Annotated in this window: 22 protein-coding genes and 1 other RNA gene; 10 read left to right on the forward strand and 13 right to left on the reverse strand. The window is 75.1% G+C overall.

Translation table 11 applies throughout. The annotated features are described in order from the left end of the window. Positions 1-104: 104 nt before the first annotated feature. The 3 genes from ACIP93_RS10385 to ACIP93_RS10395 are packed head-to-tail and all read left to right on the forward strand — an operon-like array spanning position 105 to position 2,961. Positions 105-947 (forward strand): Nif3-like dinuclear metal center hexameric protein, encoded by an 843-nt coding sequence (locus tag ACIP93_RS10385; protein WP_401757346.1) that lies wholly within the window; start codon positions 105-107, stop codon positions 945-947. After that, positions 944-1,687, forward strand: a complete 744-nt coding sequence (locus tag ACIP93_RS10390; protein WP_345226503.1) for a C4-type zinc ribbon domain-containing protein — start codon at positions 944-946, stop codon at positions 1,685-1,687. Before ACIP93_RS10385 ends, ACIP93_RS10390 begins: the two co-directional genes overlap by 4 nt. A 5-nt stretch (positions 1,688-1,692) precedes the next feature. Beyond that, complete coding sequence (locus tag ACIP93_RS10395) at positions 1,693-2,961, forward strand: bifunctional RNase H/acid phosphatase (protein ID WP_401757348.1); 1,269 nt, start codon at positions 1,693-1,695, stop codon at positions 2,959-2,961. A 54-nt stretch (positions 2,962-3,015) separates the two neighbouring features. On the opposite strand, the gene eda is transcribed toward ACIP93_RS10395, so the two are convergent. From eda to yaaA, 3 genes are all read right to left on the reverse strand, one after another. Further along, positions 3,016-3,633: a bifunctional 4-hydroxy-2-oxoglutarate aldolase/2-dehydro-3-deoxy-phosphogluconate aldolase gene (eda, locus tag ACIP93_RS10400; protein ID WP_401757350.1), complete on the reverse strand. Its 618-nt coding sequence runs from the start codon at positions 3,631-3,633 to the stop codon at positions 3,016-3,018. Positions 3,634-3,710: 77 nt separating this feature from the next. Then, entirely contained in the window at positions 3,711-4,355 is a 645-nt protein-coding gene (locus tag ACIP93_RS10405) for a GNAT family N-acetyltransferase (protein WP_345223423.1), read from the reverse strand. Between the two features lie 107 nt (positions 4,356-4,462). Then, positions 4,463-5,263: a peroxide stress protein YaaA gene (yaaA, locus tag ACIP93_RS10410; protein ID WP_401757352.1), complete on the reverse strand. Its 801-nt coding sequence runs from the start codon at positions 5,261-5,263 to the stop codon at positions 4,463-4,465. A 570-nt stretch (positions 5,264-5,833) separates the two neighbouring features. Between yaaA and ACIP93_RS10415 the strand changes: the two genes are divergently transcribed. Then, the gene (locus tag ACIP93_RS10415) at positions 5,834-7,297 is read left to right on the forward strand and encodes an RNB domain-containing ribonuclease (RefSeq protein ID WP_401757354.1); all 1,464 of its coding nucleotides are present in this window, start codon (positions 5,834-5,836) and stop codon (positions 7,295-7,297) included. On the opposite strand, the gene ACIP93_RS10420 is transcribed toward ACIP93_RS10415, so the two are convergent. Together ACIP93_RS10420 and ACIP93_RS10425 are read right to left on the reverse strand one after the other, a co-directional pair. After that, positions 7,242-8,078, reverse strand: a complete 837-nt coding sequence (locus ACIP93_RS10420) for a hypothetical protein (protein ID WP_401757356.1) — start codon at positions 8,076-8,078, stop codon at positions 7,242-7,244. The two genes, ACIP93_RS10415 and ACIP93_RS10420, sit on opposite strands and share 56 nt — an antisense overlap. Next, positions 8,075-8,842 (reverse strand): MerR family transcriptional regulator, encoded by a 768-nt coding sequence (locus ACIP93_RS10425; protein ID WP_401757932.1) that lies wholly within the window; start codon positions 8,840-8,842, stop codon positions 8,075-8,077. Before ACIP93_RS10425 ends, ACIP93_RS10420 begins: the two co-directional genes overlap by 4 nt. 110 nt (positions 8,843-8,952) lie before the next feature. Here ACIP93_RS10425 and rnpB point away from each other — a divergent pair. Next, positions 8,953-9,358: RNase P RNA component class A (gene rnpB / locus ACIP93_RS10430), an RNA gene on the forward strand. Between the two features lie 154 nt (positions 9,359-9,512). Then, positions 9,513-9,878, forward strand: coding sequence for a VOC family protein (locus ACIP93_RS10435; protein WP_345223431.1), 366 nt, complete (start codon positions 9,513-9,515; stop codon positions 9,876-9,878). Positions 9,879-9,968: 90 nt separating this feature from the next. On the opposite strand, the gene ACIP93_RS10440 is transcribed toward ACIP93_RS10435, so the two are convergent. After that, positions 9,969-10,718, reverse strand: coding sequence for an SDR family oxidoreductase (locus tag ACIP93_RS10440; RefSeq protein ID WP_401757358.1), 750 nt, complete (start codon positions 10,716-10,718; stop codon positions 9,969-9,971). 47 nt (positions 10,719-10,765) lie between these two features. Next, the gene (locus ACIP93_RS10445; RefSeq protein WP_401757360.1) at positions 10,766-11,803 is read right to left on the reverse strand and encodes a Gfo/Idh/MocA family protein; all 1,038 of its coding nucleotides are present in this window, start codon (positions 11,801-11,803) and stop codon (positions 10,766-10,768) included. 111 nt (positions 11,804-11,914) lie between these two features. Between ACIP93_RS10445 and ACIP93_RS10450 the strand changes: the two genes are divergently transcribed. Then, positions 11,915-13,354, forward strand: a complete 1,440-nt coding sequence (locus ACIP93_RS10450; RefSeq protein ID WP_401757362.1) for a Bcr/CflA family multidrug efflux MFS transporter — start codon at positions 11,915-11,917, stop codon at positions 13,352-13,354. Between the two features lie 89 nt (positions 13,355-13,443). On the opposite strand, the gene ACIP93_RS10455 is transcribed toward ACIP93_RS10450, so the two are convergent. Beyond that, positions 13,444-13,818, reverse strand: a complete 375-nt coding sequence (locus ACIP93_RS10455; protein WP_345223439.1) for a hypothetical protein — start codon at positions 13,816-13,818, stop codon at positions 13,444-13,446. Positions 13,819-13,884: 66 nt separating this feature from the next. Beyond that, positions 13,885-15,234: a hypothetical protein gene (locus tag ACIP93_RS10460; RefSeq protein WP_401757364.1), complete on the reverse strand. Its 1,350-nt coding sequence runs from the start codon at positions 15,232-15,234 to the stop codon at positions 13,885-13,887. A gap of 197 nt (positions 15,235-15,431) precedes the next feature. On the opposite strand from ACIP93_RS10460, the gene ACIP93_RS10465 reads away from it, so the two are divergent. Next, complete coding sequence (locus ACIP93_RS10465) at positions 15,432-16,463, forward strand: small ribosomal subunit Rsm22 family protein (protein WP_401757366.1); 1,032 nt, start codon at positions 15,432-15,434, stop codon at positions 16,461-16,463. Here ACIP93_RS10465 and ddaH read toward each other — a convergent pair. After that, positions 16,460-17,290: a dimethylargininase gene (ddaH, locus tag ACIP93_RS10470; protein WP_345223444.1), complete on the reverse strand. Its 831-nt coding sequence runs from the start codon at positions 17,288-17,290 to the stop codon at positions 16,460-16,462. The two genes, ACIP93_RS10465 and ddaH, sit on opposite strands and share 4 nt — an antisense overlap. Positions 17,291-17,564: 274 nt before the next feature. Between ddaH and ACIP93_RS10475 the strand changes: the two genes are divergently transcribed. Then, positions 17,565-18,179, forward strand: coding sequence for a TetR/AcrR family transcriptional regulator (locus ACIP93_RS10475; protein WP_345223446.1), 615 nt, complete (start codon positions 17,565-17,567; stop codon positions 18,177-18,179). A 139-nt stretch (positions 18,180-18,318) separates the two neighbouring features. Continuing rightward, positions 18,319-19,131 (forward strand): bifunctional DNA primase/polymerase, encoded by an 813-nt coding sequence (locus ACIP93_RS10480; protein WP_380837082.1) that lies wholly within the window; start codon positions 18,319-18,321, stop codon positions 19,129-19,131. A 55-nt stretch (positions 19,132-19,186) separates the two neighbouring features. Here the strand turns inward: ACIP93_RS10480 and ACIP93_RS10485 are convergent, their stop codons facing one another. From ACIP93_RS10485 to ACIP93_RS10495, 3 genes are all read right to left on the reverse strand, one after another. After that, on the reverse strand, positions 19,187-20,191 hold the full coding sequence (locus ACIP93_RS10485) for a hypothetical protein (protein ID WP_401757368.1): 1,005 nt from the start codon (positions 20,189-20,191) through the stop codon (positions 19,187-19,189). Between the two features lie 122 nt (positions 20,192-20,313). Further along, positions 20,314-21,168 carry a heme ABC transporter ATP-binding protein gene (locus ACIP93_RS10490; RefSeq protein WP_401757370.1) on the reverse strand — a complete coding sequence of 285 codons (855 nt, stop codon included), beginning with the start codon at positions 21,166-21,168 and terminating at the stop codon, positions 20,314-20,316. Continuing rightward, positions 21,165-22,349 carry a FecCD family ABC transporter permease gene (locus tag ACIP93_RS10495; RefSeq protein ID WP_401757372.1) on the reverse strand — a complete coding sequence of 395 codons (1,185 nt, stop codon included), beginning with the start codon at positions 22,347-22,349 and terminating at the stop codon, positions 21,165-21,167. The genes ACIP93_RS10490 and ACIP93_RS10495 overlap by 4 nt, the downstream gene beginning before the upstream one ends. Between the last annotated feature and the right edge of the window lie 4 nt (positions 22,350-22,353).

A 22,353-nucleotide genomic window follows, 5' to 3' on the forward strand; every position in this document is an offset into this window, starting at 1 on the left:
GGCCGTCCGGTCGTTCGACCGGTATCCCCCGGAGCGGTGTGCTCCCGGCGGGGGAGAACCGGACGCCCGGCGGACGGGGCACGTACGGCAGGTAGCCTTGTGGCGTGCCCCGTCTGTCTGAAGTCATCGCCGCGCTCGACGCCCTCTGGCCCCCCGAGCGGGCCGAGAGCTGGGACGCCGTCGGCACGGTCTGTGGCGATCCCGACACCGAGGTGAACCGGGTCCTGTTCGCCGTCGACCCCGTCCAGGAGATCGCCGACGAGGCCCTGCGCATCGGCGCGGACCTGGTCGTCACCCACCACCCGCTCTATCTGCGCGGTACGACGACGGTCGCCGCCGGCCACTTCAAGGGCCGCGTGGTGCACACGCTCATCAGGAACGACATCGCCCTGCACGTCGCGCACACCAACGCCGACACCGCCGACCCCGGCGTGTCGGACGCCCTCGCCGCCGCCCTCGACCTGCGGGTCACCGGCCCCCTCGTACCGGACCGGGACGATCCGCACGGGCGCCGCGGCCTGGGCCGGCTCTGCGAACTGGACCGCCCGATGACCGTGCGCGAGTTCGCCGCGCACGCCGCGAAGTCGCTGCCCGCCACCGCGCAGGGCATCCGCTGCGCGGGCGACCCGGACGCCACGGTCCGCACGGTCGCCGTTTCCGGCGGTTCGGGCGACAGCCTCTTCGCGCAGGTCAGGGCGGCGGGCGTGGACGCGTTCCTGACCGCCGACCTGCGCCACCACCCCGTCTCCGAAGCACGCGGGACGGCCGCGACCCCCGCGCTGTTCGACGCCGCGCACTGGGCCACCGAGTGGCCCTGGTGCGAGCAGGCCGCCGCACAGCTCGAAGCGATCTCCGACCGTGCGGGATGGCACCTGCGGGTGCACGTCTCCACGACGGTCACCGACCCCTGGACATCCCACTTCTCTTCTCCTGGAGCCCCCAACTGAACGCCGCGCCCGCCGACCAGATCCGACTTCTCGACGTCCAGGCCCTCGACGTACGGCTGTCGCAGCTCGCCCACAAGCGCAAGTCGCTGCCCGAGCACGCCGAGATCGAGTCCCTCACCAAGGACCTCACCCAGCTCCGCGACCTGCTGGTGGCCGCCACCACCGAGGAGAGCGACACCGCCCGCGAGCAGACCAAGGCCGAGCAGGACGTCGACCAGGTCCGTCAGCGCGCCACCCGCAACCAGGAGCGCCTGGACTCCGGTGCGGTCTCCTCGCCCAAGGACCTGGAGAACCTCCAGAAGGAGATCGTCTCGCTGGCCAAGCGCCAGGGCGACCTGGAGGACGTCGTCCTGGAGGTCATGGAGCGCCGGGAGTCCGCGCAGGAGCGCGCCGCCGAGCTGACCGAGCGCGTGGGCGCCGTGCAGGGCAAGGTCGACGACGCCACCGCGCGCCGCGAGGCCGCCTTCACCGAGATCGACGGCGAGGTCGCCAAGGTCGCCAAGGAGCGCGAGGTCGTCGTCGCGTCCATCCCCGCCGACCTGGTCAAGCTGTACGAGAAGCTGCGCACCCAGTCCGGCGGCGTCGGCGCGGCCCGCCTCTACCAGCGGCGCTGCGAGGGCTGCCAGTTGGAGCTGAACATCACCGAGGTCATGGAGGTCCGCGCCGCGGCCCCCGACGCGGTGCTGCGCTGCGAGAACTGCCGCCGCATCCTGGTCCGTACGCCGGACTCGGGGATCTAGGGCCGATGGCGCGCACTGTCGTCGTCGAGGCCGACGGGGGCTCCCGGGGCAATCCGGGGCCCGCCGGGTACGGCGCGGTCGTCCTCGACCCGCAGACCGGCGAGACGCTGGCCGAGGCCGCCGAGTACATCGGCGTCGCCACCAACAACGTCGCCGAGTACAAGGGCCTGATCGCGGGGCTCAAGGCCGCCCGGGACCTCTTCCCGGACGTCCGGGTGCACGTCCGCATGGACTCCAAGCTCGTCGTCGAGCAGATGTCGGGCCGCTGGAAGATCAAGCACCCGGACATGAAGCCGCTGGCCGCCGAGGCCGCGGCGATCCTGCCGCGCTCGCAGGTCCGGTACGAGTGGATCCCGCGCGAGAAGAACAAGCACGCGGACCGGCTGGCCAACGAGGCCATGGACGCGGGCAAGAAGGGCAAGCAGTGGGAGCCGTCGGCCTCCACCGCCGCCCTGGACGCGCCCGCCGGGCCGCGCGTGGCCGGCGACGCCGCCGCCGGTGCGGCGAAGGCGCGGGCGGCCCTCGCGGGCGCCCGCAGGCCCGCCTCCGACGGCCCGTCCGACGGCCTGTTCGAGCTGCCGGGCGAGGTCCCCGAGGAAGCCGTGGAGGCGCAGGCCCCCGCCGTCGGCTGGGGCCCCTCCGCCGACCTCGGCGAGCCCGCGACCCTCGTCCTGCTCCGCCACGGCGAGACGCTGCTCACCCCCGAGAAGCGCTTCTCCGGCAGCGGCGGCTCCGACCCCGAGCTGTCGGCGGTCGGCCGCAGGCAGGCGGAGGCGGTCGCCGCCTCGCTGGCCGCGCACGGCCGGATCCAGGCGGTCGTCAGCTCCCCGCTGTCCCGCTGCCGCGAGACGGCGGAGGCGGTGGCCGTCCGGCTGGGCCTTCCCGTACGCGTCGAGAAGGACCTGCGCGAGACGGACTTCGGCGCCTGGGAGGGCCTGACGTTCGCCGAGGTCAGGCAGCGGTACGCGGAGGACCTGGACGACTGGCTGGCGTCCCCGGACGCCGCGCCGACCGGCGGCGGCGAGAGCTTCACGGCCGTGGCCGAGCGGGTCGGGGCGGCCCGCGACCGGCTGGTCAAGGAGTACGCGGGCCGCACGGTCCTCGTGGTCACCCACGTCACCCCGGTCAAGACCCTGGTCCGCCTGGCGCTGGGCGCGCCCCCGGAGTCCCTCTTCAGGATGGAGCTCTCGGCGGCCTCGCTGTCGGCGGTGGCGTACTACGCGGACGGCAACGCGTCCGTGCGGCTGCTGAACGACACCTCGCACCTGCGCTGATCCGTACGCACGGAGGGGCCCCCGGCGCGGTGAGCGCCGGGGGCCCCTCCGTGCTCAGCGGAGGGCGGCCGCCTCGCGGGCGAGGGCCTCGACCCGGCCCCAGTCCCCGTCCCGGAGCGCGTCGGCCGGAAGCATCCACGTCCCGCCCACGCAGCCGACGTTGGGCAGGGCGAGGTAGGCGGGGGCGGAGGCCGGGGAGATCCCGCCGGTCGGGCAGAACCGGGCCCGGGGGAGGGGCGCGGAGAGCGACTTCAGGTACGGGACGCCGCCGGCGGCCTCGGCCGGGAAGAACTTCATCTCGGTGACGCCGCGTTCGAGGAGGGCCACGACCTCGGAGGTGGTGGAGACACCGGGAAGGAACGGCAGCCCGGCCCCCCGCATGGCCTCCAGGAGCGTGTCCGTCCACCCCGGGCTGACCAGGAACCGGGCCCCGGCCGCGACGGAATCGGCCACGTGGGCGGGGCTCAGCACGGTCCCGGCCCCGACCACGGCGTCCGGCACCCCGTCGGCGATCGCCCGTATCGCGTCGAGCGCGGCGGGCGTGCGCAGGGTGACCTCGATGGCGGGCAGCCCCCCGGCGACGAGGGCACGGGCGAGCGGAACGGCGTCGGACGCGTCGTCCAGGACGACGACGGGAACGACGGGGGCGAGATCGAGCACGGAGGAGGCCATGGGGGCATCCTGCCGGGGGTGGGGTGAAGTGTGCAACGGTCGTTGCGGAGGGTGCAATGCCGGTACGTCGCCGCGCGCTAGGCGGCGATGAGCAGGGCCTCCGCGCCCACCGGGCGGTAGCCCGCCGCCTGGAAGGCGCGCACGCTGCGGGCGTTGCCCGGCGCCTGCTGGGACCAGACGACCTCGCCCAGCGGGATCATGTGCCGCGCCGACTCCGCCAGCGCCCGGCCCAGGCCCCGGTGCCGGGACTCCTCGTCCACCTCGATCGCCGTCTCCCAGCGCCCGGCCAGGCCCCGGCCGAGCACCAGGATGCCGCCGCCGTCGGCGGACCAGACCCGCACGTCGTCGCGGTAGGCGCGGGCGCGGGCGACGCGGGGGTGGTCCGGGTCCTCGATCTCCGTCAGCTCCAGCGGGGGCGGGCCCGGCAGGGCGGGGGCCAGCGTCAGCGAGCCCACCGTGTCCATCCGGCGGCCCGTCCGCGCCATCAGCGCGGCCAGGAACGCCGGGTGCAGGGACGCCGAGAAGGGGTCGGGGCAGGACTGCTCCAGGGTCTCGCGTATCCACTCCGGGTCCTGGTCCGAGAAGATCACCGAGTGCGCGGTGAAGGCGAGCACGCCCGCGTCGCGGGGGCTCGGCTGGGGGACCACGACGGTCCGGCCGTCGGGAGCCGGGTACTGCCCCTGCGAAACGGAGGTCAGGATGTCGCGCAAAGAGCTGGGCACGGGGTTCTCCGGAAGGGGGTCGGATGTTTCTGGCGTATTGCAACCTGTCTACTCTACGCGCATCGACCCTGTGCTCCGAAGGGTCCGACCCCCCTTTGGCCTTGCCTTCAGTGGATCTGGCGGACCACCACGTCCAGGGCCCACGGCTTCCCGGCCTTCGCGGGGGCCGTCGCCTCGACCACGTGGCCGAGGTCACGCAGGGCCGTCACCAGTTCGGCGGGGTCCGCGGGGGCGGCGCCCGCCACGAGCAGGTCCCGCACGATCCGGCCCTTCGTGGCCTTGTTGAAGTGGCTGACGACGGAGCGCTTCTCGACGCCGTCGACCACCTGCGCGTGCAGGACGCGCACGGTCGCGGTGCGGCCCGCCACCTCGCCCTGCGGCTTCCACGCGGCGGCGTACGCGGACGAGCGCAGGTCCAGGACCAGGCCGCTGCCCGCCGCCTCCGGCATCACCTCGGCCATCGCGGGCCGCCAGTACGCGCCCAGCGCCCCGAGGGCGGGGAGCCTGACCCCCATGGAGCAGCGGTAGGAGGGGATGCGGTCGCCGACGCCGACCGCGCCCCACAGCCCCGAGAACACCAGCAGCCACTGCCGGGCCCGCTCGCGGGCGGCGGCGTCCAGGGTGGCCAGCCCGAGGGCGTCGTACAGCACGCCGGTGTAGATCTCCCCGGCCGGGCGGGCGCCGGCGGTGGGCAGCCCGGCGTTCTTGGCGACCTCGCCGCGCAGGCCCTCGCTGAGGCCGAGGACCTCGCGGGCCTTCTCCTCGTCGCCCCGGCACAGCTCGACGAGCTCCTCCAGCACAGTGGCCCTGGCGGGGGCCAGGCCGGGAAGCGACAGCGTGCCGGGCCGGAGCGGGGCACCGCGCCCCGAGGCGGCTTTGCCTTCGGAGGGCGGGAGGAGGACGAGCACGGGGTCTCCTTCGGAGGGGGTGTCGGGTGATGCGGCGCGAGCCCGTCAACGGTAGTGGGTCCGGACCCACGGCCCGGCCGGGCGGGGGGCGGTGCGGTACGAAGGCGACGTCCGCGCCCCGTCAGGGGCGCGGGGCCGTGTCGGTGTACGGCTCCGCCGCGCGGGCGCGATCAGTCACGACGCACCCGCGCGATCCCCCTCCCAGCCCCGCGGGGTCACGGGAAGGGGCGGGCGGGGGAAAATCCCACCCCGGCACCGGCCGCCGACGAACCGCCCCGCGCCCCAGCGCCCCGCGCCCGGCACCGGCCGCCGACACCTATCCGCCCCGCGGCCCGCACCGGCTCCCGACGGACCACCCCGCACCCCGCCCCGCGGCCCGCACCGGCCCCCGACGGGCCACCCCGCACCCCGCCCCGCGACCAGCACCGGGCACCGACACCTACCCGCACCGCGCCCAGCGGCCCGTGCCCGGCACCGGCCGCCGTCCTCCACCCCGCACCGCGCCCCAGCGGCCCGCGGCCCGTCGCCCGTCCAGGTGCCGTCCCTCCGCCCCCGCCCTACCCTCGATCCATGCCCCGCCGCCAACTGCACGTGCCCGGCACCGCCGAAGCCGCCCCCCTCCGTGCCGCCTTCCGCGAGGTGAGGGCGGGTCTGGGCGTACCCCTGGACCCGGCGGAATTCCCCGCCGACGTCCTCGCCGAGGCCGAGCGGGCCGCCCGCGCGCCCGCCCTGCCCCCGGACCCGTACGACGCCACCGACCTGCCCCTGTTCACCATCGACCCGGCCGCCTCCACCGACCTCGACCAGGCCATGCACCTGGCCAGGAGGGACGGCGGCGGGTTCCGCGTGCACTACGCGATCGCGGACGTGGCCGCGTTCGTCGCGCCCGGCGGCGCGCTCGACGCCGAGGCCCACCGCCGGGTGACCACCCTCTACTTCCCCGACGAGAAGGTTCCGCTGCACCCGCGGGTCCTCTCCGAGGGGGCCGCCAGCCTCCTGCCCGACCAGACCTGCCCCGCCCTGCTGTGGCGGATCGACCTCGACGCCGACGGCGCGACGGTCGCCGCCGACGTGCGCCGCGCCCTCGTCCGCAGCCGCGCCAAGCTGGACTACGCACACGTCCAGCGGCGGATCGACAGCGGCACGGCGGAGGAGGCACTCGCCCTCCTCCGCGACATCGGGCGGCTCCGGGAGGAACAGGAGCGGGTTCGAGGCGGCATCTCCCTCAACGTCCCCGAGCAGGAGATCGACCTCGTCGACGGCGCGTACCGGCTCGCCTACCGCACCCCGCTGCCCGCCGACGGCTGGAACGCCCAGATCTCCCTGCTCACCGGCATGGCCGCCGCCGAGCTGATGCTGGCGGCGGGCAACGGCGTCCTGCGCACCCTCCCCGCCGCCCCCGACGGCGCCGTCGCCCGCCTGAGGCGCACCGCGCTCGCCCTGCGCGTCGACTGGCCGCACCACACCCCGTACGCCGACGTGGTCCGCGGTCTCGACCCGGCCGACCCCGCCCACGCCGCCTTCCTCCAGGAGTGCACGACCCTGCTGCGGGGGGCCGGGTACACCGTGTTCACCGGCGGCCGGCGGCCCGAGCGGGCCACGCACGCCGCCGTGGCCGCTCTGTACACCCACTGCACCGCGCCGCTGCGCCGTCTCGTGGACCGGTACGCGGGCGAGCTGTGCCTGGCCGCCGTGCGGGGGGCCGAGCCTCCCGAGTGGGTGCGGGCCGCCCTGCCCGAGCTGCCCCAGGAGATGGCGGAGGGGACCCGGCGGCAGAACACCGTCGAGCGGGAGAGCGTCGACATCGTGGAGGCCGCGCTGCTCAAGGACCGCGTCGGGGAGCTCTTCGACGCGCACGTCGTGGACGTGAAGGAGAACGAACCGGGCGTCGGCACCGTCCAGTTGGACGGCGGCGGCCTCGCCGTCGTCGCCCGGGTCGAGGGCGGCGCCGGCCTGCCGCTCGGCGGGCGCATCCGGGTCAGGCTGACGCAGGCAGACCCGGGCTCGGCGAAGGTGCTGTTCCAGCCCGCCTGACGGCGGCCACCGCCGCCACCAGGGCCCGCGCGTCGTCGGCGTGGAAGCGCACCGTCGTCACCGGCCGCCGCCTGCCGAGCAGCGACACCGCCTCCACCGGCGCGTTCAGCGCCACCGTCACCGAGGTCTGCGACGCGACGGCCAGCTCCAGCACGTCCTGCCCGGCCTGTCCCGGGTTCAGCTGCAGGTCGTACCGTACGGAGTCGATCCGCCCGGCCGGAATCGCCAGGTCCACGTGCGCACCGGACCGTACGCGCAGCGACCCGTCGGAGCCCACGACGTGCGGGCGGGTGACGGCGGCGGCGTGCAGACCGAGCACCAGGACGACCGTGTAGACGTCCAGCACCAGGAAGACCGCCTGCACCACCGGCACCCCGGCCAGCAGGACGTGCAGCCCCACCGTCTCCACCACGCACACGAAGGTGAACCCGTAGAGCAGAGCAGCCTGCGCCTTCGCGTGGCCGAAGGCGAGCTCCCCCGGCCCCACCCCGTGCCGCCGCCGCGCCGCCCACCGGCCGAGCGACACCCACAGCCGCAGCTCGTGCCCCACGAGCCGCCGCACCGGCTCCGGCACCAGCTCCGCCACCGCCTCGCGCGCCGACAGACCCCGCCTGCGCAGCCGTACGAAGAGGAAGACCTCCGCCAGGACCACGGCCGCCACCACCAGCTCGGCCGCGAGCAGCACGTACGGGGACACCCGCACCCCTGCCAGCAGACAGACCAGCAGCGCCAGCTCCCCGGGAAGCGCCGCGTACGCGACCCCTCTGGCCAGCTTCTTCACGACGATCCCTCCCGCTCTCCGACAATCCGCACGGCCCGCAGCACGGCCTGCGCCTGCGCCGGGGCGAAGTCCGCGAAGAAGGTCTGGAGGAGGGCGGCGTTCTCGCCCGGCACCTCCCCCGGCTCCCACAGCCCGTCCGGAATGCACGCGGCCAGCGCCTCGGCGGCCGCCGCCACCCGGGGGTCGTCGACCGCCGCGTCCACCAGTTCGTCCAGCAGCGCGTACACCTCCCGCACCCGCTCCGCCGCCCCCGGCGTCGCCACGAACGCGTCCCGCATCGCGCCCAGCAACGGCCCCCGGGCCTCGTCGGGCGCGACGGTCTCCAGGAGCGTGAGGATCTCGCGGTCCCTGGCCGCCATGCCGCCCGGGATGACCGGCAGCTCCTTCAGCAGCTCGCCCAGCTCCCGCGACACCGGCTCCTCCGCCGCCAGCTCCCCGGCCTCCGCCTGCGCGAGCAGCGCCCCGATCCGCTCCCGCCGGGCCCTGACCTGCGCCTCCTGACGGGCCAGGTCGGCGTCCAGCTCGCCCAGCACCTCGGCCAGTTCGCGCCCCGCGTCGTCCCGCACCACGTCCCGTACCTCGTCCAGTCCCAGCCCCAGCTCGGTGAGGCGCCTGATCCGGGCCAGCACGACGGCGTCCCGCAGGGCGTACTCGCGGTAGCCGTTCGGACGCCGTACGGGTTCGGGCAGCAGCCCGACGTGGTGGTAGTGCCGTACCGCGCGCGGCGTGAGCCCGACCAGCGAGGCGACCTCGCCGATCCGCATGCCCCTGCCGCCGCCACCGCTCCCGTTGCTCATGGCACCAGTAGAAACCTTGACGCTGCGGCAAGGTCAAGGGCGATCCGGCCGCCGGGTAGCATGGTCGGCACGGCAGACGAGTCGGCCGGACGGCCGCGTGGGGCCCCTCCGGGGACCTCCCGAGGAACGTCCGGGCTCCACAGAGCAGGGTGGTGGCTAACGGCCACCCGGGGTGACCCGCGGGACAGTGCCACAGAAAGCAGACCGCCTGGGGCCGCGAGGCCCTCGGTAAGGGTGAAACGGTGGTGTAAGAGACCACCAGCGCCTGAGGTGACTCAGGCGGCTAGGTAAACCCCACCCGGAGCAAGGTCAAGAGGGACCGTCGACGACGGTCCTGCGCGGACGTTCGAGGGCTGCTCGCCCGATGTCCGCGGGTAGACCGCACGAGGCCGGCGGCAACGCCGGTCCTAGATGGATGGCCGTCTCCCCGGCCGCCGCGAGGCGACCGGGCGACAGAACCCGGCGTACAGGCCGGCTCGTCTGCCGTTGTGGCCCCGGCCAGGGGATTTCCCCTGGCCGGGGCCATTTTTCTGGTCCGGTGGTCGGTCGGGGTCGGTGCCGGGTCCCGTGGGGGCGATGAGTTTCCGGGTCCGGCGTGGTCCTAGGTGCTGAAGACCAACGGAAGCGGAGGCACGGGATGAGCGGGACCAGTCGCATCACACAGGTGGCCACGGTCGGGGTGCGCGTCACCGACCAGCAGAGGGCCCTGGATTTCTACGTCGGCGAACTCGGCTTCGAGGTGCGCCGGGACGTGCCGTTCGGCGACGGGCGGTGGGTCGAGGTGGCGCCGCCCGGGGCGTCGACCACGATCGCGCTCGTGGCCGGCGGGGCCCCGGCCGGCATCCGGCTGGCGACCGGGGACGCCGACGCCGACCACGCGGACCTGCGGGCGCGGGGGGTCGACACGGATGCGGAGGTGCTGCGGATGGGGCCGGGGGTGCCGCCGATGTTCGCGGTGCGCGACCCGGACGGCAACAGCCTGCTGCTCGTCGAGAGCGTCTGAGCGGGCGACGACCGTGCCGGGGGACCGGACACGGTAGCGCCGGGGAGGGGGCGCGGGCACCGGGGGAGGCGCCCGCGGCCCCGGCACGCGTCAGCCGCGGCCCACGTACGGCATGTTCGTCGCCATCACCGTGGCGAAGGGGATGTTGGCGGCCGGCGGGAGGTCCGCCATGTGACGGACCGTGCGGGCGACGTCCCGCACGTCCATCACCGGCTCCACGGCCAGCTCTCCGTTGGCCTGGAGGATGCCGGTGCGCATGCGTGCCGTCATGTCGGTGGCCGCGTTGCCGATGTCGATCTGGCCCACCGCGATGCCGTACGGACGGCCGTCCAGGGAGAGGGACTTGGTCAGGCCGGTCATCGCGTGCTTGGTGGTCGTGTACGCGATCGAGTGCGGGCGGGGGGCGTGGGCGGAGATCGAACCGTTGTTGATGATGCGGCCGCCCTGCGGGGTCTGGGACTTCATCCTGCGGTAGGCCGCCTGGGCGCAGAGGAACGCGCCGGTGATGTTCACGTTCACCACCGACTGCCAGTCGGCGTGCGTCAGCTCCTCGGTCGGGGTGCCGCCCGGGCCGAACGTGCCCGCGTTGTTGAAGAGCAGGTCCAGGCGGCCGTAGTGGTCCTGCACCGCGGCGAAGAGGGCGGTGACGGAGGCGGGGTCGGACACGTCCGTCGGGACGGGGAGCGTGTCGCCGCCCGCCAGCTCCGCCGCCTCCGCGAGGGGCTGCGCGCGGCGGCCCGCGAGGGCCACCGACCAGCCGGACGCCGCCAGCTCCACCGCCACCGCCCGCCCGATGCCGGAACCCGCTCCTGTCACCACCGCGATCTTCTGAGTGCTCATGGGCAGGGAGGGTAGCCAGCCCCGCCGCCCGTCGGCTCAGTTGTCCGTCATGTGGTGGGCGGGGCGGGGCGGGAGCCGGGCCGGGCCTCGCCCGGGTAGCGGACGCCGATCCGGTCCCGTACCGCGTCGAGCGTCCGCATCACCGCCAGGCTTCCGTCCAGCGGGACCAGCGGGGACTCCTTCGCGCCCGCGCGCAGGCAGCGCATCACCTCCGCCGCCTCGTGGCGCAGGCTGTCGTGCGGGGCGTCGGGGGAGGCGGCGAACTCCTCGGGGTCCTTGCCGTACCGGTGCAGGACGAAGCGCTCCGGGGAGAAGAAGCCGTGCGGCACGTCGATGCGGCCCTCGGTGCCGGTGACGGACGCGGCCACCGCGGTGCCCGCCGTCACCGAGCAGGTCAGGGTGGCGAGCGCACCCCGGTCGGGCCAGCCGAGCAGGATGCCGGTGTTCAGGTCGACGCCCTCGGGGGACAGGAGCGCCTGCGCCTGTACGGTGCCGGGCTCGCCCAGCAGCAGGTGGGCGAAGGACACCGGGTAGACGCCCAGGTCGAGCAGGGCGCCGCCGCCCTGCGCGGGGTCCAGCAGGCGGTGGCCGGGGGCGAACGGGCCGGGGAGGCCGAAGTCCGCCTGCACCGTGCGGACCTCGCCGATCGCGCCGTCGCGGACGAGGTCCGCCAGCCGCCGGACCAGGGGATTGCAGTACATCCACATCGCCTCCATCAGGAAGCGGTCGTGGGTGCGGGCGAGGGCGACCAGCTCGGCCGCCTCGGCGGCGTTGAGGGTGAAGGCCTTCTCGCACAGGACGGCGCGGCCCGCCGCCAGGCACATCCCGGCCGCCGCCCGGTGCGCGGCGTGCGGGGCGGCCACGTAGACGACGTCGACCGCGTCGTCGGCGGCGAGCTCGGCCCAGCTTCCGTACGCCCTGGGGATGTCGAAGCGGTCGGCGAAGGTCTTCGCGCGGTCCGTGGTGCGCGAGGCCACCGCGGCGACCTCCGCGTCCGGCATCGCCGCCAGTTCCGCCGCGAACGCCGAGGCGATGCCCCCGGTGGCGAGGATTCCCCAGCGGACGGGTGCGTCCGTCGTCTGCATTGCTGCCGCCCCTCGTTCCGTCGCGGGCTTCTCCCCGGCGACGAGAGCTTGTTCCGAACAGTTCGGACGAGCTGAGAGGATAGGTCGCGATTCAACGAAATGGGAGTGATGATGCCGGACAACGGCGCCAGGGCTGCGGGAGCAGCGGGAGCGGACCACATACCCTCGGCGGGCGCGGAGGTGCGCGCGGCGGTCGAGTCGGCCACCGCGGCCACCGCGGGAGCAGGGGTTCCTGGTTCCGCCGGCGTCTCCGTGCCCGCGGCGACCGAGTCCGAGTCCGCCTCCGAGTCCGCCTCCCCCTCCGCGTCTGTCTCGGCGTCCAGGGCCGGGTCCGGGTCCGCCGGTGTCCGGCGGACCAGCCTGCTCGTCACGCTCGTGCTCGGCGGGCTCACCGCGCTGCCGCCGCTGTCCATGGACATGTACCTCCCCGCCCTGCCGGAGGTCACCGACGCCCTGAAGTCGCCGGCGGCGACCGTGCAGCTCACGCTCACCGCGTGCCTCGCGGGCATGGCGCTCGGGCAGCTCGTCGTCGGACCGCTCAGCGACAAGCTGGGCCGGCGCCGTCCGCTGCTCATCGGCATGCTCGTGTACGTCCTCGCCACCGCCATGTGCGCGGTCGCGCCGAACGTGGAGATGCTGGTCGCCTTCCGGCTGCTCCAGGGGCTGGCCGGCGCGGCGGGCATCGTCATCGCCCGAGCCGTCGTCCGGGACCTGTACGACGGCGTCGAGATGGCGAGGTTCTTCGCCACGCTGATGCTGATCTCCGGAGTGGCCCCGGTGATCGCGCCCGTGATCGGCGGACAGGTGCTCCGGATCACCGACTGGCGGGGCGTCTTCTACGTCCTGACCGGTGTCGGCGTGGCGCTGACCCTGGTGGTCTGGAAGTGGCTGCACGAGACGCTGCCGCCGGAGCGCAGGCACACCGGCGGCGTCGGCGCGGCGCTGCGGACCATGAAGGGGCTGCTCGCGGACCGGATCTTCACCGGGTACATGCTGACCGGCGGCCTCGCCTTCGCGGTGCTGTTCGCCTACATCTCCGCCTCCCCCTTCGTGGTGCAGGAGATCTACGGGGCGTCCCCGCAGACGTTCAGCCTGCTCTTCGGCGTGAACTCCGTGGGCCTGATCGTCGTGGGCCAGATCAACGGGAAGCTGCTGGTCGGACGGGTCCGGCTGGACAAGGTGCTCGCGGCGGGGCTGGCCGTCGTCCTGGTGGCGTCGGTGGCGTTGCTGCTCATGACGTCCGGGGTGTTCGGAAAGGTCGGGCTGTGGCCGGTCGCGGCCGGGCTCTTCGTGCTGATGTCGGCGATGGGGCTCATCATGCCGAGCACCAACACCCAGGCCCTGATGCGCACCCCGCACGCGGCGGGGTCGGCCTCGGCGCTGCTCGGTACGACGTCCTTCCTCATCGGCGCCGTGGCGTCGCCGCTCGTGGGCATCGCGGGCGAGGACACGGCGGTGCCGATGGCCGTCGTGCAGGTCGCGTGCGCGGTGCTGGCGGCGGTGCTCTTCCTCGGCCTGTGCCGGCCGTGGCGGCGTTCGGCGGACGTCTAGCGGACGTCGGGCATTCGCCCGTACGGCGCCGGGGTCCCGCCTGCTGCGGGCCCCCGGCGCCTTTCGCCTTCCCGGGGGCGCCCCGCCGCCTAGGAGTCCCCCCGCAGCATGCGCAGCAGCTCGACGGCCTGGGGGCTGGCGGGGTCGAAGGGGTAGACGCCCTCCTGCTTGTGGGGGACCGAGGGACCCCAGACACGGGCCGCGTGGCAGTCGTAGGAGAAGGCGATCTCGAAGAGGACGCCCTTGGGGCCGTGGGCCCGCAGGCCCCAGCCGGGCAGGAAGGTCTGGCCGGGCCGGCCGGCCGGGAGGGCGGCGATCAGGGCGAAGGCGGACTGCGCCTCTGGAGCCTCCCAGAGGGCGGTCTCCTCGCCGGCCATCGTCTTGGGGAGCGGGTCGTTCGCGTCCGGGGTGATGCGGACGACTTCGACCAGCTCGGTCTGCTCGTGTGCGCGGGGCAGCAACATCCGTTCAGAGTGGAGGAGTTGCGCGGCGGACGCCAGGGTTCGCGCAGGTGTTCCGCCCGTACGGGGTCAGCGGCGGGGGTGGCCGAAGAGCTGGGGGCGGTCCTGGCGGTCGGTGGTGCGGAACAGGGCGATGTTCGCCACCTCCGCCAGCGGGAGCAGCGTGGTGTCCGGGAGGGCGGCGGGCGTCGCCGTGGCGAGCGGGAGCTGGACCGGGGTGCCGCCCGCGGCGGACGCCCCGGTGGTTCCGTAGGCCGTGCCGTCGTCGGTGACCGAGACGAGGGTGACCGGCTTGACGCCCTCGCGCTCCTGGAGGCAGTGCCCCGTCCTGGCGCCCTTCGGGGCCGGTTGGCGCAGGTCGAAGGCGAGGTTGCCGGCGACCAGGTAGTCGCCGGACGGCGAGGTCACCGCCTGCGGGTGGGCGCCCGGTTCGATGGCGGGTCTGCGGCAGTCGGCCGTGGCGAGGACCTTGCCGGTCGCCGCGTCGTGCACCGCCCAGCGCTCCCAGCCGTCCCGCTCCTTCTTCTGCCACTTGGCCAGCACCTGGCCGGAGGCGGTGAGGGAGGTCGGGACGCCCGAGGCGGGGGCCGTGTCCCGGGGGGCGACCTTCGCGCTGTACCAGCCGCCCCGGACCCAGAACTCCGTGCTGCCGCTGACCAGCAGGCCCTTCGCGGTGAGGCCGCGCACCTCCGTCTTCGACCGGCAGTTCCTGCAGCCCTTCGGCGGCGCGAGGTCCCCGGGGGTCAGCGCCGAGGCGCGGCCGGTCCTCGGGTCGACCGTGGTGGCGGTGGCCGCGCCGTCCGTGACCAGGACGTCCGGGCCGGTGGCCGAGACCACCGGGACGCCCTGCCAGGGCAGGTCGACGTGGCGCTGGGCGCCGTCCCTGGCGTCGTACACGTCCAGGGCGACCACCGAGTCCCCGGTCGACAGCGCGTCGGGGCCGCTGACCTTGCCGTACGACCAGGTGACGAAGAAGCGGTCGTCGCCGTCCTGGAGGGAGAGCAGCCGGGGGAAGTGCGCGGAGCCGGACAGCGGCCGCCACGGTCTGCCCGCCCAGGCCTGCCGGCCGGTGCGGGCGTCGTAGGCGCGGACGAGGAAGTTCTCCGCACCCGAGCGTTCGACGTGCGCGACCAGCGCCGGTTCCTGCGCGATCGCGTACTGGTCCGAGCCCCCGGTGATCCGCCAGCCGCGCCCGGTGTCGTACGCGGCCGGCACGGCGAGGCGCGGCGGGGCCGCCGGCGCCGTGCCCCGGGGGCCGGCGGACGCCGTGCCCCCGGTCTTCCGCGCGTTGTCGCCCCCGGCCCCCTCCCCGTCCCTCCCCTTGCCCTGGCCGCCGCACATGGCCAGCAGCAGGAGCAGGGCCAGCACCGCCGCTCCCGCGACGAGGGCCGCCCGTACGACTCCGATGCGCTGCCCCATCACCCGTAACCCCCCGTGCATCCGTGCGCGCCGGGCGACGGCGGGCGCGGGCGCTCACGCCCGTACGCACGAACCGGCACACGGCTCTGAAGAACCCCAGAAACGGCCAACGGCTGTCAGCGTATGCAACTGCCCCTGGATGCGCAGCAGTTCCCTCACGTCCCGCCGCGTCCCTTTTTGGCCCCTACACTTTTCCGGTGAACGACACCCTCTCCCTCCCGGAAGTCCTCCGGTCCGCGCTGGCCGGGCTGCTCGACGGGCTGCCGCCCCGGCAGGCGACCCAGGCGGTGGACCGCCTGATCGCGAACTACCGGGGGACCACCCCGACCGACGCGCCCGTGCTGCGGGACCGCTCCGACGTGGCCGCCTACGCGGCGTACCGGATGCCCGCCACGTTCGAGGCCGTGCGGTCCGCGCTCGGCGCGCTGCGGGCGGCCGCCCCGGGGTGGACGCCGGGCACGCACCTGGACGTGGGCGGCGGGACGGGCGCGGCGAGCTGGGCGGTCAGCGAGGCGTGGGGGACGCAGTCGAGCACCGTGCTCGACTGGGCGGAGCCCGCGCTGGCGCTGGGCCGGGAACTGGCGGAGGCCTCGGGGGTGCCCGCGCTGAAGGCCACGCGGTGGCAGCGCTCTCGTATCGGAGCGGCGCTCACCGTCGAGAGCACTGATCTCATCACGGTGTCGTACGTGCTGAAGGAGCTGACCGGGGCCGACCGGGACACCCTCGTCGACCAGGCGGCGCGGGCCGCGCGGGGAGCCGTCGTGCTGGTGGAGCCCGGCACGCCGGACGGCTACCGGCGCGTCCTCGCCGCCCGGGAGCGGCTGGTCGCGGCGGGGCTGCGGATCGCCGCGCCCTGCCCGGACAGCGGCCGCTGCCCGGTCGCGGACGACGCGTCGAACTGGTGCCACTTCTCCGCCCGGGTCAGCCGCTCCTCGCTGCACCGGAAGGTGAAGGGCGGCACCCTGGCGTACGAGGACGAGAAGTTCGCGTACGTGGCGGCCGTGCGGCCGGAAGCGGTGGACGCGGCCGCGGCGGAGGCCCGGATCGTGCGCAGGCCGCAGATCCGCAAGGGGCTCGTGATGCTGGAGCTGTGCCGGGGCGAGGAGGAGTCCGGGCGGCTCGGGCTGGTGCGGGAGAACGTGTCGAAGAAGCGCCACGGGGAGCTGTACCGGGCGGCGCGGGACGCCGACTGGGGCGACGCGTGGCCGCCCCGGCCGGACTCGGACTAGGTCCGCGGTCGCAGCTCCTGGGTGCAGCACTTCACGCTGCCGCCGCCCTTGAGGAGTTCGCCGAGGTCCATGCCGACGGGGTCGAAGCCGCGGGCGCGCAGCGGTTCGAACAGGCCCTGTGCCGCCTGGGGCAGCAGGACGTGCCGGCCGTCGCTGACCGCGTTGAGGCCGAGGGCCGCCGCGTCCGGTTCCCGCGCGATCAGCGCGTCGGGGAAGAGGCGGGCCAGAACGGCCCGGCTGCCGGGGGAGAAGGCGCCGGGGTAGTACATGACCTCGTCCGTGCGGTCGTCCAGGACGGCCAGGGCGGTGTCGAGGTGGTAGTAGCGGGGGTCGACCAGGTCCAGGCCGACGACGGGACGGCCGAAGAACTCCTGCGCCTCGTCGTGGGCGGCGGAGGTGGAGCGGAAGCCGCGCCCGGCGAGGATCCAGGAGGACGTGACGGCGAAGTCGCCCTCGCCCTCGTTGACGTGTTCCGGCTCGTGGATCTCGGGGAAGCCGTGGGCGGCGAACCACTCCCGGTGCGCCTCGGCCTCCGGGGTGCGCTCGGCGTAGGCGAACCGGGCGCCCAGCACGCGGCCGTCGACCACGGTCGCGCCGTTGGCGGCGAAGACCATGTCGGGCAGGCCGGGGCGCGGGTCGAGCAGCTCGACGGTGTGGCCGAGCGCGAGGTAGCGGTCGCGGAGGTCCTCCCACTGGGCCACGGCCAGGGGGAGTTCGACGGGCTTGGCGGGGTCCATCCAGGGGTTGATGGAGTACGTGACCCTGAAGTGCTCCGGAGGGCACATCAGGTAGCGGCGGGGCGCCGCGTCACGGGCGTGTGGGGTCAATGAGGGCTCCTTCGCGGGGATTGCGGGGCCGGTGGGTGCTTCCGCTGCCCATGGTGCGGCCTGGCGGGCCGCTCGCGCTGTGCATCGAAAGGGTGGTTCGCGGGGGGTGGAGAGGGGGCATTGCGGCGCCCGCCGGACGGTGCGGCGCGGGCGGGGAGGCGGGCGCGATGGTGCGGCTGTGCCCGCGGGTGAGCGGCGGTGCGGGTGGGGTCGCGCGTGTGCTCACGGCCGCTGGAGACGGTGCGTATCGTCTCGGGCGGGATAGGTTGGGGGCATGGCAGACAACAAGAGCCCCGACGCGTCGCGGCGCAGCGAGCGGTCCCGGCGGGCGATCTTCGAGGCGGCCCTCGCGCTCGTGGGCGAGGTCGGGTACCAGAAGACCACCATCGAGGGCATCGCCGCCCGGGCCGGCGTCGGCAAGCAGACCATCTACCGGTGGTGGCCGTCCAGGGCGGCCGTCCTGCTCGACGCCTACTCCGACCTCGCCGACCAGGCCGCCGCCGCCGTCGGCGAGGTCGGGGCCGCCATCCCCGACACCGGCGACCTCGCCGCCGACCTCCGTCTCGTCCTGCGCGCGACCGTGGACGAACTCGTCGACCCCACGTACGACGTCCCCACCCGCGCCCTCACCGCGGAGGGGGTGGTGGACGCCGAGCTGTGCGCGCAGTACGTGGAGCGGCTGCTGCGGCCCTCGCTGAAGCTGTACGCGGACCGGCTCGCCGCCTCCCGCGAGCGCGGCGAAGTGCGGGCCGACCTGGACCTGGAGACCGCCGTGGAGATGTTCACCGGACCCCTGTCGGGGCGGTGGCTGATGCGGACGGGACCCCTGACGCACGCGTACGCCGACCGGCTCGTCGACTACGCCCTGAACGGCCTGGCGCCCCGCTGAGGTCCCGCCGGAGCCCCGCCGGAAGCCCGCCCGGCCGCCGCCCCGGCGACCCCGGATGCGGACACCCGCCCCCCGGGGCGCAGGATGGTGCGAGCATGGTGGGGTCCCCGGAGGCCGAGGCGTGAGGGTGAGGAGCCAGATGGGCGCGGAGTTCAACAGCGGTGCCGACGGCGGTCGAGGCGGCGGCGCCGGAGCCAGGGCCGGAGCGGGCGGCCGGATCGCCCAGTGGCTGCGCCGCCGCGCCCAGGGCAGGTCGGGCGGGGTCCCGGACGCCGCCGCCGAGCGCGTCGAGCTGCTGCGCGCCGCCGCGGGGGCCGGACTGCCGCTCGCCCCGGCCGCGTATCCGAACGGGTACCGGTGCTCCTGCGAGCGGGTCGGCTGTCCGACGCCCGCCCGCCACCCCGTCTCCTTCGCCTGGCAGACGCAGTCGACCACCGACCGCGCCCAGGTCGAGCGCTGGGCCGCCGCCCAGCCGCAGGCCAACTTCATCACCGCGACCGGCATGGTCCACGACGTCCTGGACGTGCCGCTGGACGCGGGGGCCCAGGCCCTGGAGCGCCTGGTCGAAGCGGGGATCGAGGTCGGCCCGGTCGCCGTCTTCGGCGAGGGCGGCAGCGGCGCCGACGCGCGCATGCTGTTCTTCACCGCGACCCGGGGCACCCCCGAGGACGAGGACGAGTGGTGGCCCTGCGAGCTGGACTGCCACCCCGAGACCATGGACGAGCATCCGGGCCTGCGCTGGCACTGCCGGGGCAGCTACGTCCTCGTGCCGCCTGCGAAGCTGCCCGGTGGGCTGGACGTGCACTGGGTGCGCGGCCCGGAGCACGGCCTGCCCGACCCGCTGACCCTGCTGGAGACCCTCACCGACGCCTGCGCCCGGTACGCCGCGGCGGCCGGCGAGGCGGGCGCGGACACCGACCCGCACGCGGTGGCCTGGCCGATCGGCCGCTGAGCCCCGGCGGACCGGCGCCCGCGCGGCGGGGAGGCCCCGCCGGGCCCGGCCGGCGTCACGACCCCGTCGCCACCACGAGGCCCTGCACCCGGGCCGCCACCCGCACCGTTCCCGCGCCCTTCTTCGGCACCAGCGCGACCTGGCTGGAGACCCGCTCCTTCACCAGGGAGGTCTTCGGCGTGCCGGTCATCAGCGCCCGTACGTCGGGATTGATGTCCAGCAGCGGCACGCCCGGCGCCGCCGTCTGCTTCTCGAAGTGCCGCGAGGCGAAGAACACGAACGCGCCGCCGTCCTTCGTCACCAGCCCCACCGGCGCGAACGCGTCCCCCGTCAGCTCCTGGTCGAGGTACTGCATCGTCCGCCCCACCCGCTGCGCGGCCCGGGTGCGCTGCGCCAGCCACTGCGTGGTGTCCGGCCCGGGGGCGAACACCGGGGGCCTGCCCCTGTTCTGGAGGTACGAGGCGTAGTCGGCGCTCAGTCTGCGCGGCGCCACCGCGAGCGAGGAGCCGCCGTCGGCGGCGGGCCGCACGAACCCCTCCCCGTCGACGGCGAAATCGGGAACGTCCGCCTTGCGGAGCGTCAACAGGTGGGACGCCTCCCAGAGTTGGTCGGCCCCGCCGCGCACGAACACCAGCAGCCAGCGCGAGTCGGCCGCGCCGCCGTCGTCGGCGTCCCGGTTGCTGTCGGCGTCGACCGCGAACCAGCGCGGCCAGCCCGCCTTCTTCGGAATCAGGAAGCGCGCATCCCGCAACTCCAGCGGTGTGTGGCGGGAGTTGCCGCCGGGGCTCTGCTTCTGACGGGCCCTCAGGCCGCCCTGGTTGATCGCGGCCAGCGCGCCCGTCATCCGGCCCGCGACGAGAGCCGGGTCGTACGCCTTGTCCGCCTTGTTGTAGGCGTCCGTGAAGTCCCGCAGCGCGCGGCCCGCCTCGGTCTTCGTCGCGGCCGGTACGACCTCCAGCTCGCCGTGCACCGTCACGCACCCGCTCGCCGTCAGCGCCAGGGCGGCCGCCGTCGCCAGCATCGCCGTGCGGCGTCGCAGCCCGCGCGTGTGCGTCCTCATCCGTTGCCCCCCGCGACACCCGCGCCGCCGTCGATCCCGTTGACGAGCGGAACCCTATCGGGGCGACGGACGGCGCGGTCGCCGGGACCGGCCACGGCGGCGGGGGCGCGGCCCCGGGCGGCTCAACCGCCGTGCGGCGACGGCCTCTTGGGAACCACCAGCGGAGCGCCCGTGCGCGGGTGCGGCAGCACCTCGACCGGCTGCCGGTAGACCCGGGAGAGCAGCTCCTCGCCGAACACCTCGACGGGCGGACCGCAGGCGGCGATCCGGCCGCCGTGCAGCACGGCCGCCCGGTCCGCGTACGCCGCCGCGAGCCCCAGGTCGTGCAGGACGACGACGACCGCGTCCCCGGCCGCCGCCCGCTCCCGGCAGATCCGCAGCACCAGCTCCTGGTGGCGCAGGTCCAGGGCGGCCGTCGGCTCGTCGAGCAGGAGCACGGGCGCCCGCTGGGCCAGCACCCGGGCCAGCGCCACCCGGGCCCGCTCGCCGCCGGACAGCGCGCCGAAGGGGCGCGGCCCGAACGCGGCGACCTCGGTGGCGGCCATCGCCTCGGCCACCGCGCGTTCGTCCTCGTCCTCGTGCGGGGTGCCGGCCCAGGGCGCGCGGCCCATCCGTACGACGTCCTCGACGGGGAAGGGGAAGGACAGCGCGGCGGACTGCGGGAGCACCGAGCGGCGCAGGGCCAGTTCGGCGGCGGTCCACTCGCCCACGGGGCGGCCGTCGACGCGCACCGTCCCCCGCGTCGCGGCCAGGTCGGCGGCGACGGCGGCCAGCAGGGTCGACTTGCCCGCCCCGTTCGGGCCGACGAGGGCGAGCACCTCACCGGCCCGGACGGTCAGGTCGATGCCGGACAGCACCTCGTGCCGCCCGAGCCGGACGTGCAGGCCGCGGACCTCGACGGCGGCGGCCCCGGGGGCGAGGGGGGCGGGGAGCGCGCGGGTGCGGCGCGGGGAGAACAGCGTGGCGAGGGCGCTCATGCCCAACCACCTTGCTTGCGACGGGTCCGGCGCAGCAGCCAGAAGAAGAACGGGCTGCCGAGCAGGGCGGTGAGGACGCCGAGCGGGAGTTCGGCGGGGTCGGCGACGGTACGGGCCGCGAGGTCGCCCGCGAGCAGGACGATCGCGCCGCCCAGCGCGCTGCCGGGGACCAGGAAGCGGTGGCCCGGACCGTTGGCCATCCGCAGCAGGTGCGGAACGAGGAGGCCGACGAAGGTGATGATGCCCGCGACGGCCACCGCTGCGGCCGTCAGCAGGGCCACGACCAGCACCAGGGCCATCCGCATCCTCTCGACGTCCACACCGAGGTGGCGGGCCGGGCGCTCGCCCAGAGCGAGGAGGTCCAGCCTGCGGGCGTAGCAGGGGGCGACGAGCAGGCCGAGCAGCGCGCACGGCAGGACCGCGAGGACCTTCGGCCAGGTCGCCCCGGCGAGGGAGCCGAGCTGCCAGAAGGTGATCTGGGTGATCTGCGCGTTGTCCGCGAAGAAGATCGCCAGGCCGATCAGCGCTCCCGCGAAGGCGTTCACCGCGATGCCGGTGAGGATCAGCGTGACCACTTCGGTGCGGCCGCCGGAACGGGACAGGACGTACACGAGCAGCACGGTGACCAGGCCGGCGACGAACGCGCAGAACGTCACCGTCCAGTTGCCGAGGAAGCTCAGCCCCAGCGCGATGGACGCCACCGCGCCGACCGCCGCACCGGCGGAGATCCCGATGACGCCGGGCTCGGCGAGGGGGTTGCCGAACACGCCCTGCATGAGCGCGCCCGCGCAGCCGAGCGAGCCGCCGACCAGGAGGGCGAGGGCGACCCGGGGCAGCCGGATGTTCCACAGCACGCTCTCGCCGACCCGGTCCAGCGGCGCGCCGCCGAGCCCGATCCGGTGCTGCACGGAGGCCAGCACGTCGCCGGGCGAGATGTGGTACGTCCCGAGCCCGGCCGAGACCAGGGCCAGCACGAGCAGGGTGGCGGCCAGGCCGAGGGCGAGCGTGGCGGTGGTGCCGCGGCGGCCGCGCGCGGGGGGAGGTGCGGGGGTCGGCGCGGGGGCCTCCGACTCCTGTGGTGCGGGGGTGGGTTGAGGGGCTGAAGGGGTCTGGGGGGTTACGGAGGTCTCGGGTGCTTCGGGTGCTTCGGGTGCTTCGGGTGCCTCGGGGGTCGCGGTCACCGGG

It is taken from the genome of Streptomyces sp. NPDC088745 (assembly GCF_044751045.1).
Classification (GTDB): domain Bacteria; phylum Actinomycetota; class Actinomycetes; order Streptomycetales; family Streptomycetaceae; genus Streptomyces; species Streptomyces cremeus.

Bases quoted from the DNA above. Each gene is read 5' to 3' on its own strand.
- ACIP93_RS10395 (WP_401757348.1), top strand. From the start codon at position 1,693: ATGGCGCGCACTGTCGTCGTCGAGGCCGACGGGGGCTCCCGGGGCAAT.
- eda (WP_401757350.1), bottom strand. From the start codon at position 3,633: ATGGCCTCCTCCGTGCTCGATCTCGCCCCCGTCGTTCCCGTCGTCGTC.
- ACIP93_RS10415 (WP_401757354.1), top strand. From the start codon at position 5,834: ATGCCCCGCCGCCAACTGCACGTGCCCGGCACCGCCGAAGCCGCCCCC.
- ACIP93_RS10425 (WP_401757932.1), bottom strand. From the start codon at position 8,842: ATGCGGATCGGCGAGGTCGCCTCGCTGGTCGGGCTCACGCCGCGCGCG.
- ACIP93_RS10435 (WP_345223431.1), top strand. From the start codon at position 9,513: ATGAGCGGGACCAGTCGCATCACACAGGTGGCCACGGTCGGGGTGCGC.
- ACIP93_RS10440 (WP_401757358.1), bottom strand. From the start codon at position 10,718: ATGAGCACTCAGAAGATCGCGGTGGTGACAGGAGCGGGTTCCGGCATC.
- ACIP93_RS10445 (WP_401757360.1), bottom strand. From the start codon at position 11,803: ATGCAGACGACGGACGCACCCGTCCGCTGGGGAATCCTCGCCACCGGG.
- ACIP93_RS10450 (WP_401757362.1), top strand. From the start codon at position 11,915: ATGCCGGACAACGGCGCCAGGGCTGCGGGAGCAGCGGGAGCGGACCAC.
- ACIP93_RS10455 (WP_345223439.1), bottom strand. From the start codon at position 13,818: ATGTTGCTGCCCCGCGCACACGAGCAGACCGAGCTGGTCGAAGTCGTC.
- ACIP93_RS10460 (WP_401757364.1), bottom strand. From the start codon at position 15,234: ATGGGGCAGCGCATCGGAGTCGTACGGGCGGCCCTCGTCGCGGGAGCG.
- ACIP93_RS10475 (WP_345223446.1), top strand. From the start codon at position 17,565: ATGGCAGACAACAAGAGCCCCGACGCGTCGCGGCGCAGCGAGCGGTCC.
- ACIP93_RS10480 (WP_380837082.1), top strand. From the start codon at position 18,319: ATGGGCGCGGAGTTCAACAGCGGTGCCGACGGCGGTCGAGGCGGCGGC.
- ACIP93_RS10485 (WP_401757368.1), bottom strand. From the start codon at position 20,191: ATGAGGACGCACACGCGCGGGCTGCGACGCCGCACGGCGATGCTGGCG.
- ACIP93_RS10490 (WP_401757370.1), bottom strand. From the start codon at position 21,168: ATGAGCGCCCTCGCCACGCTGTTCTCCCCGCGCCGCACCCGCGCGCTC.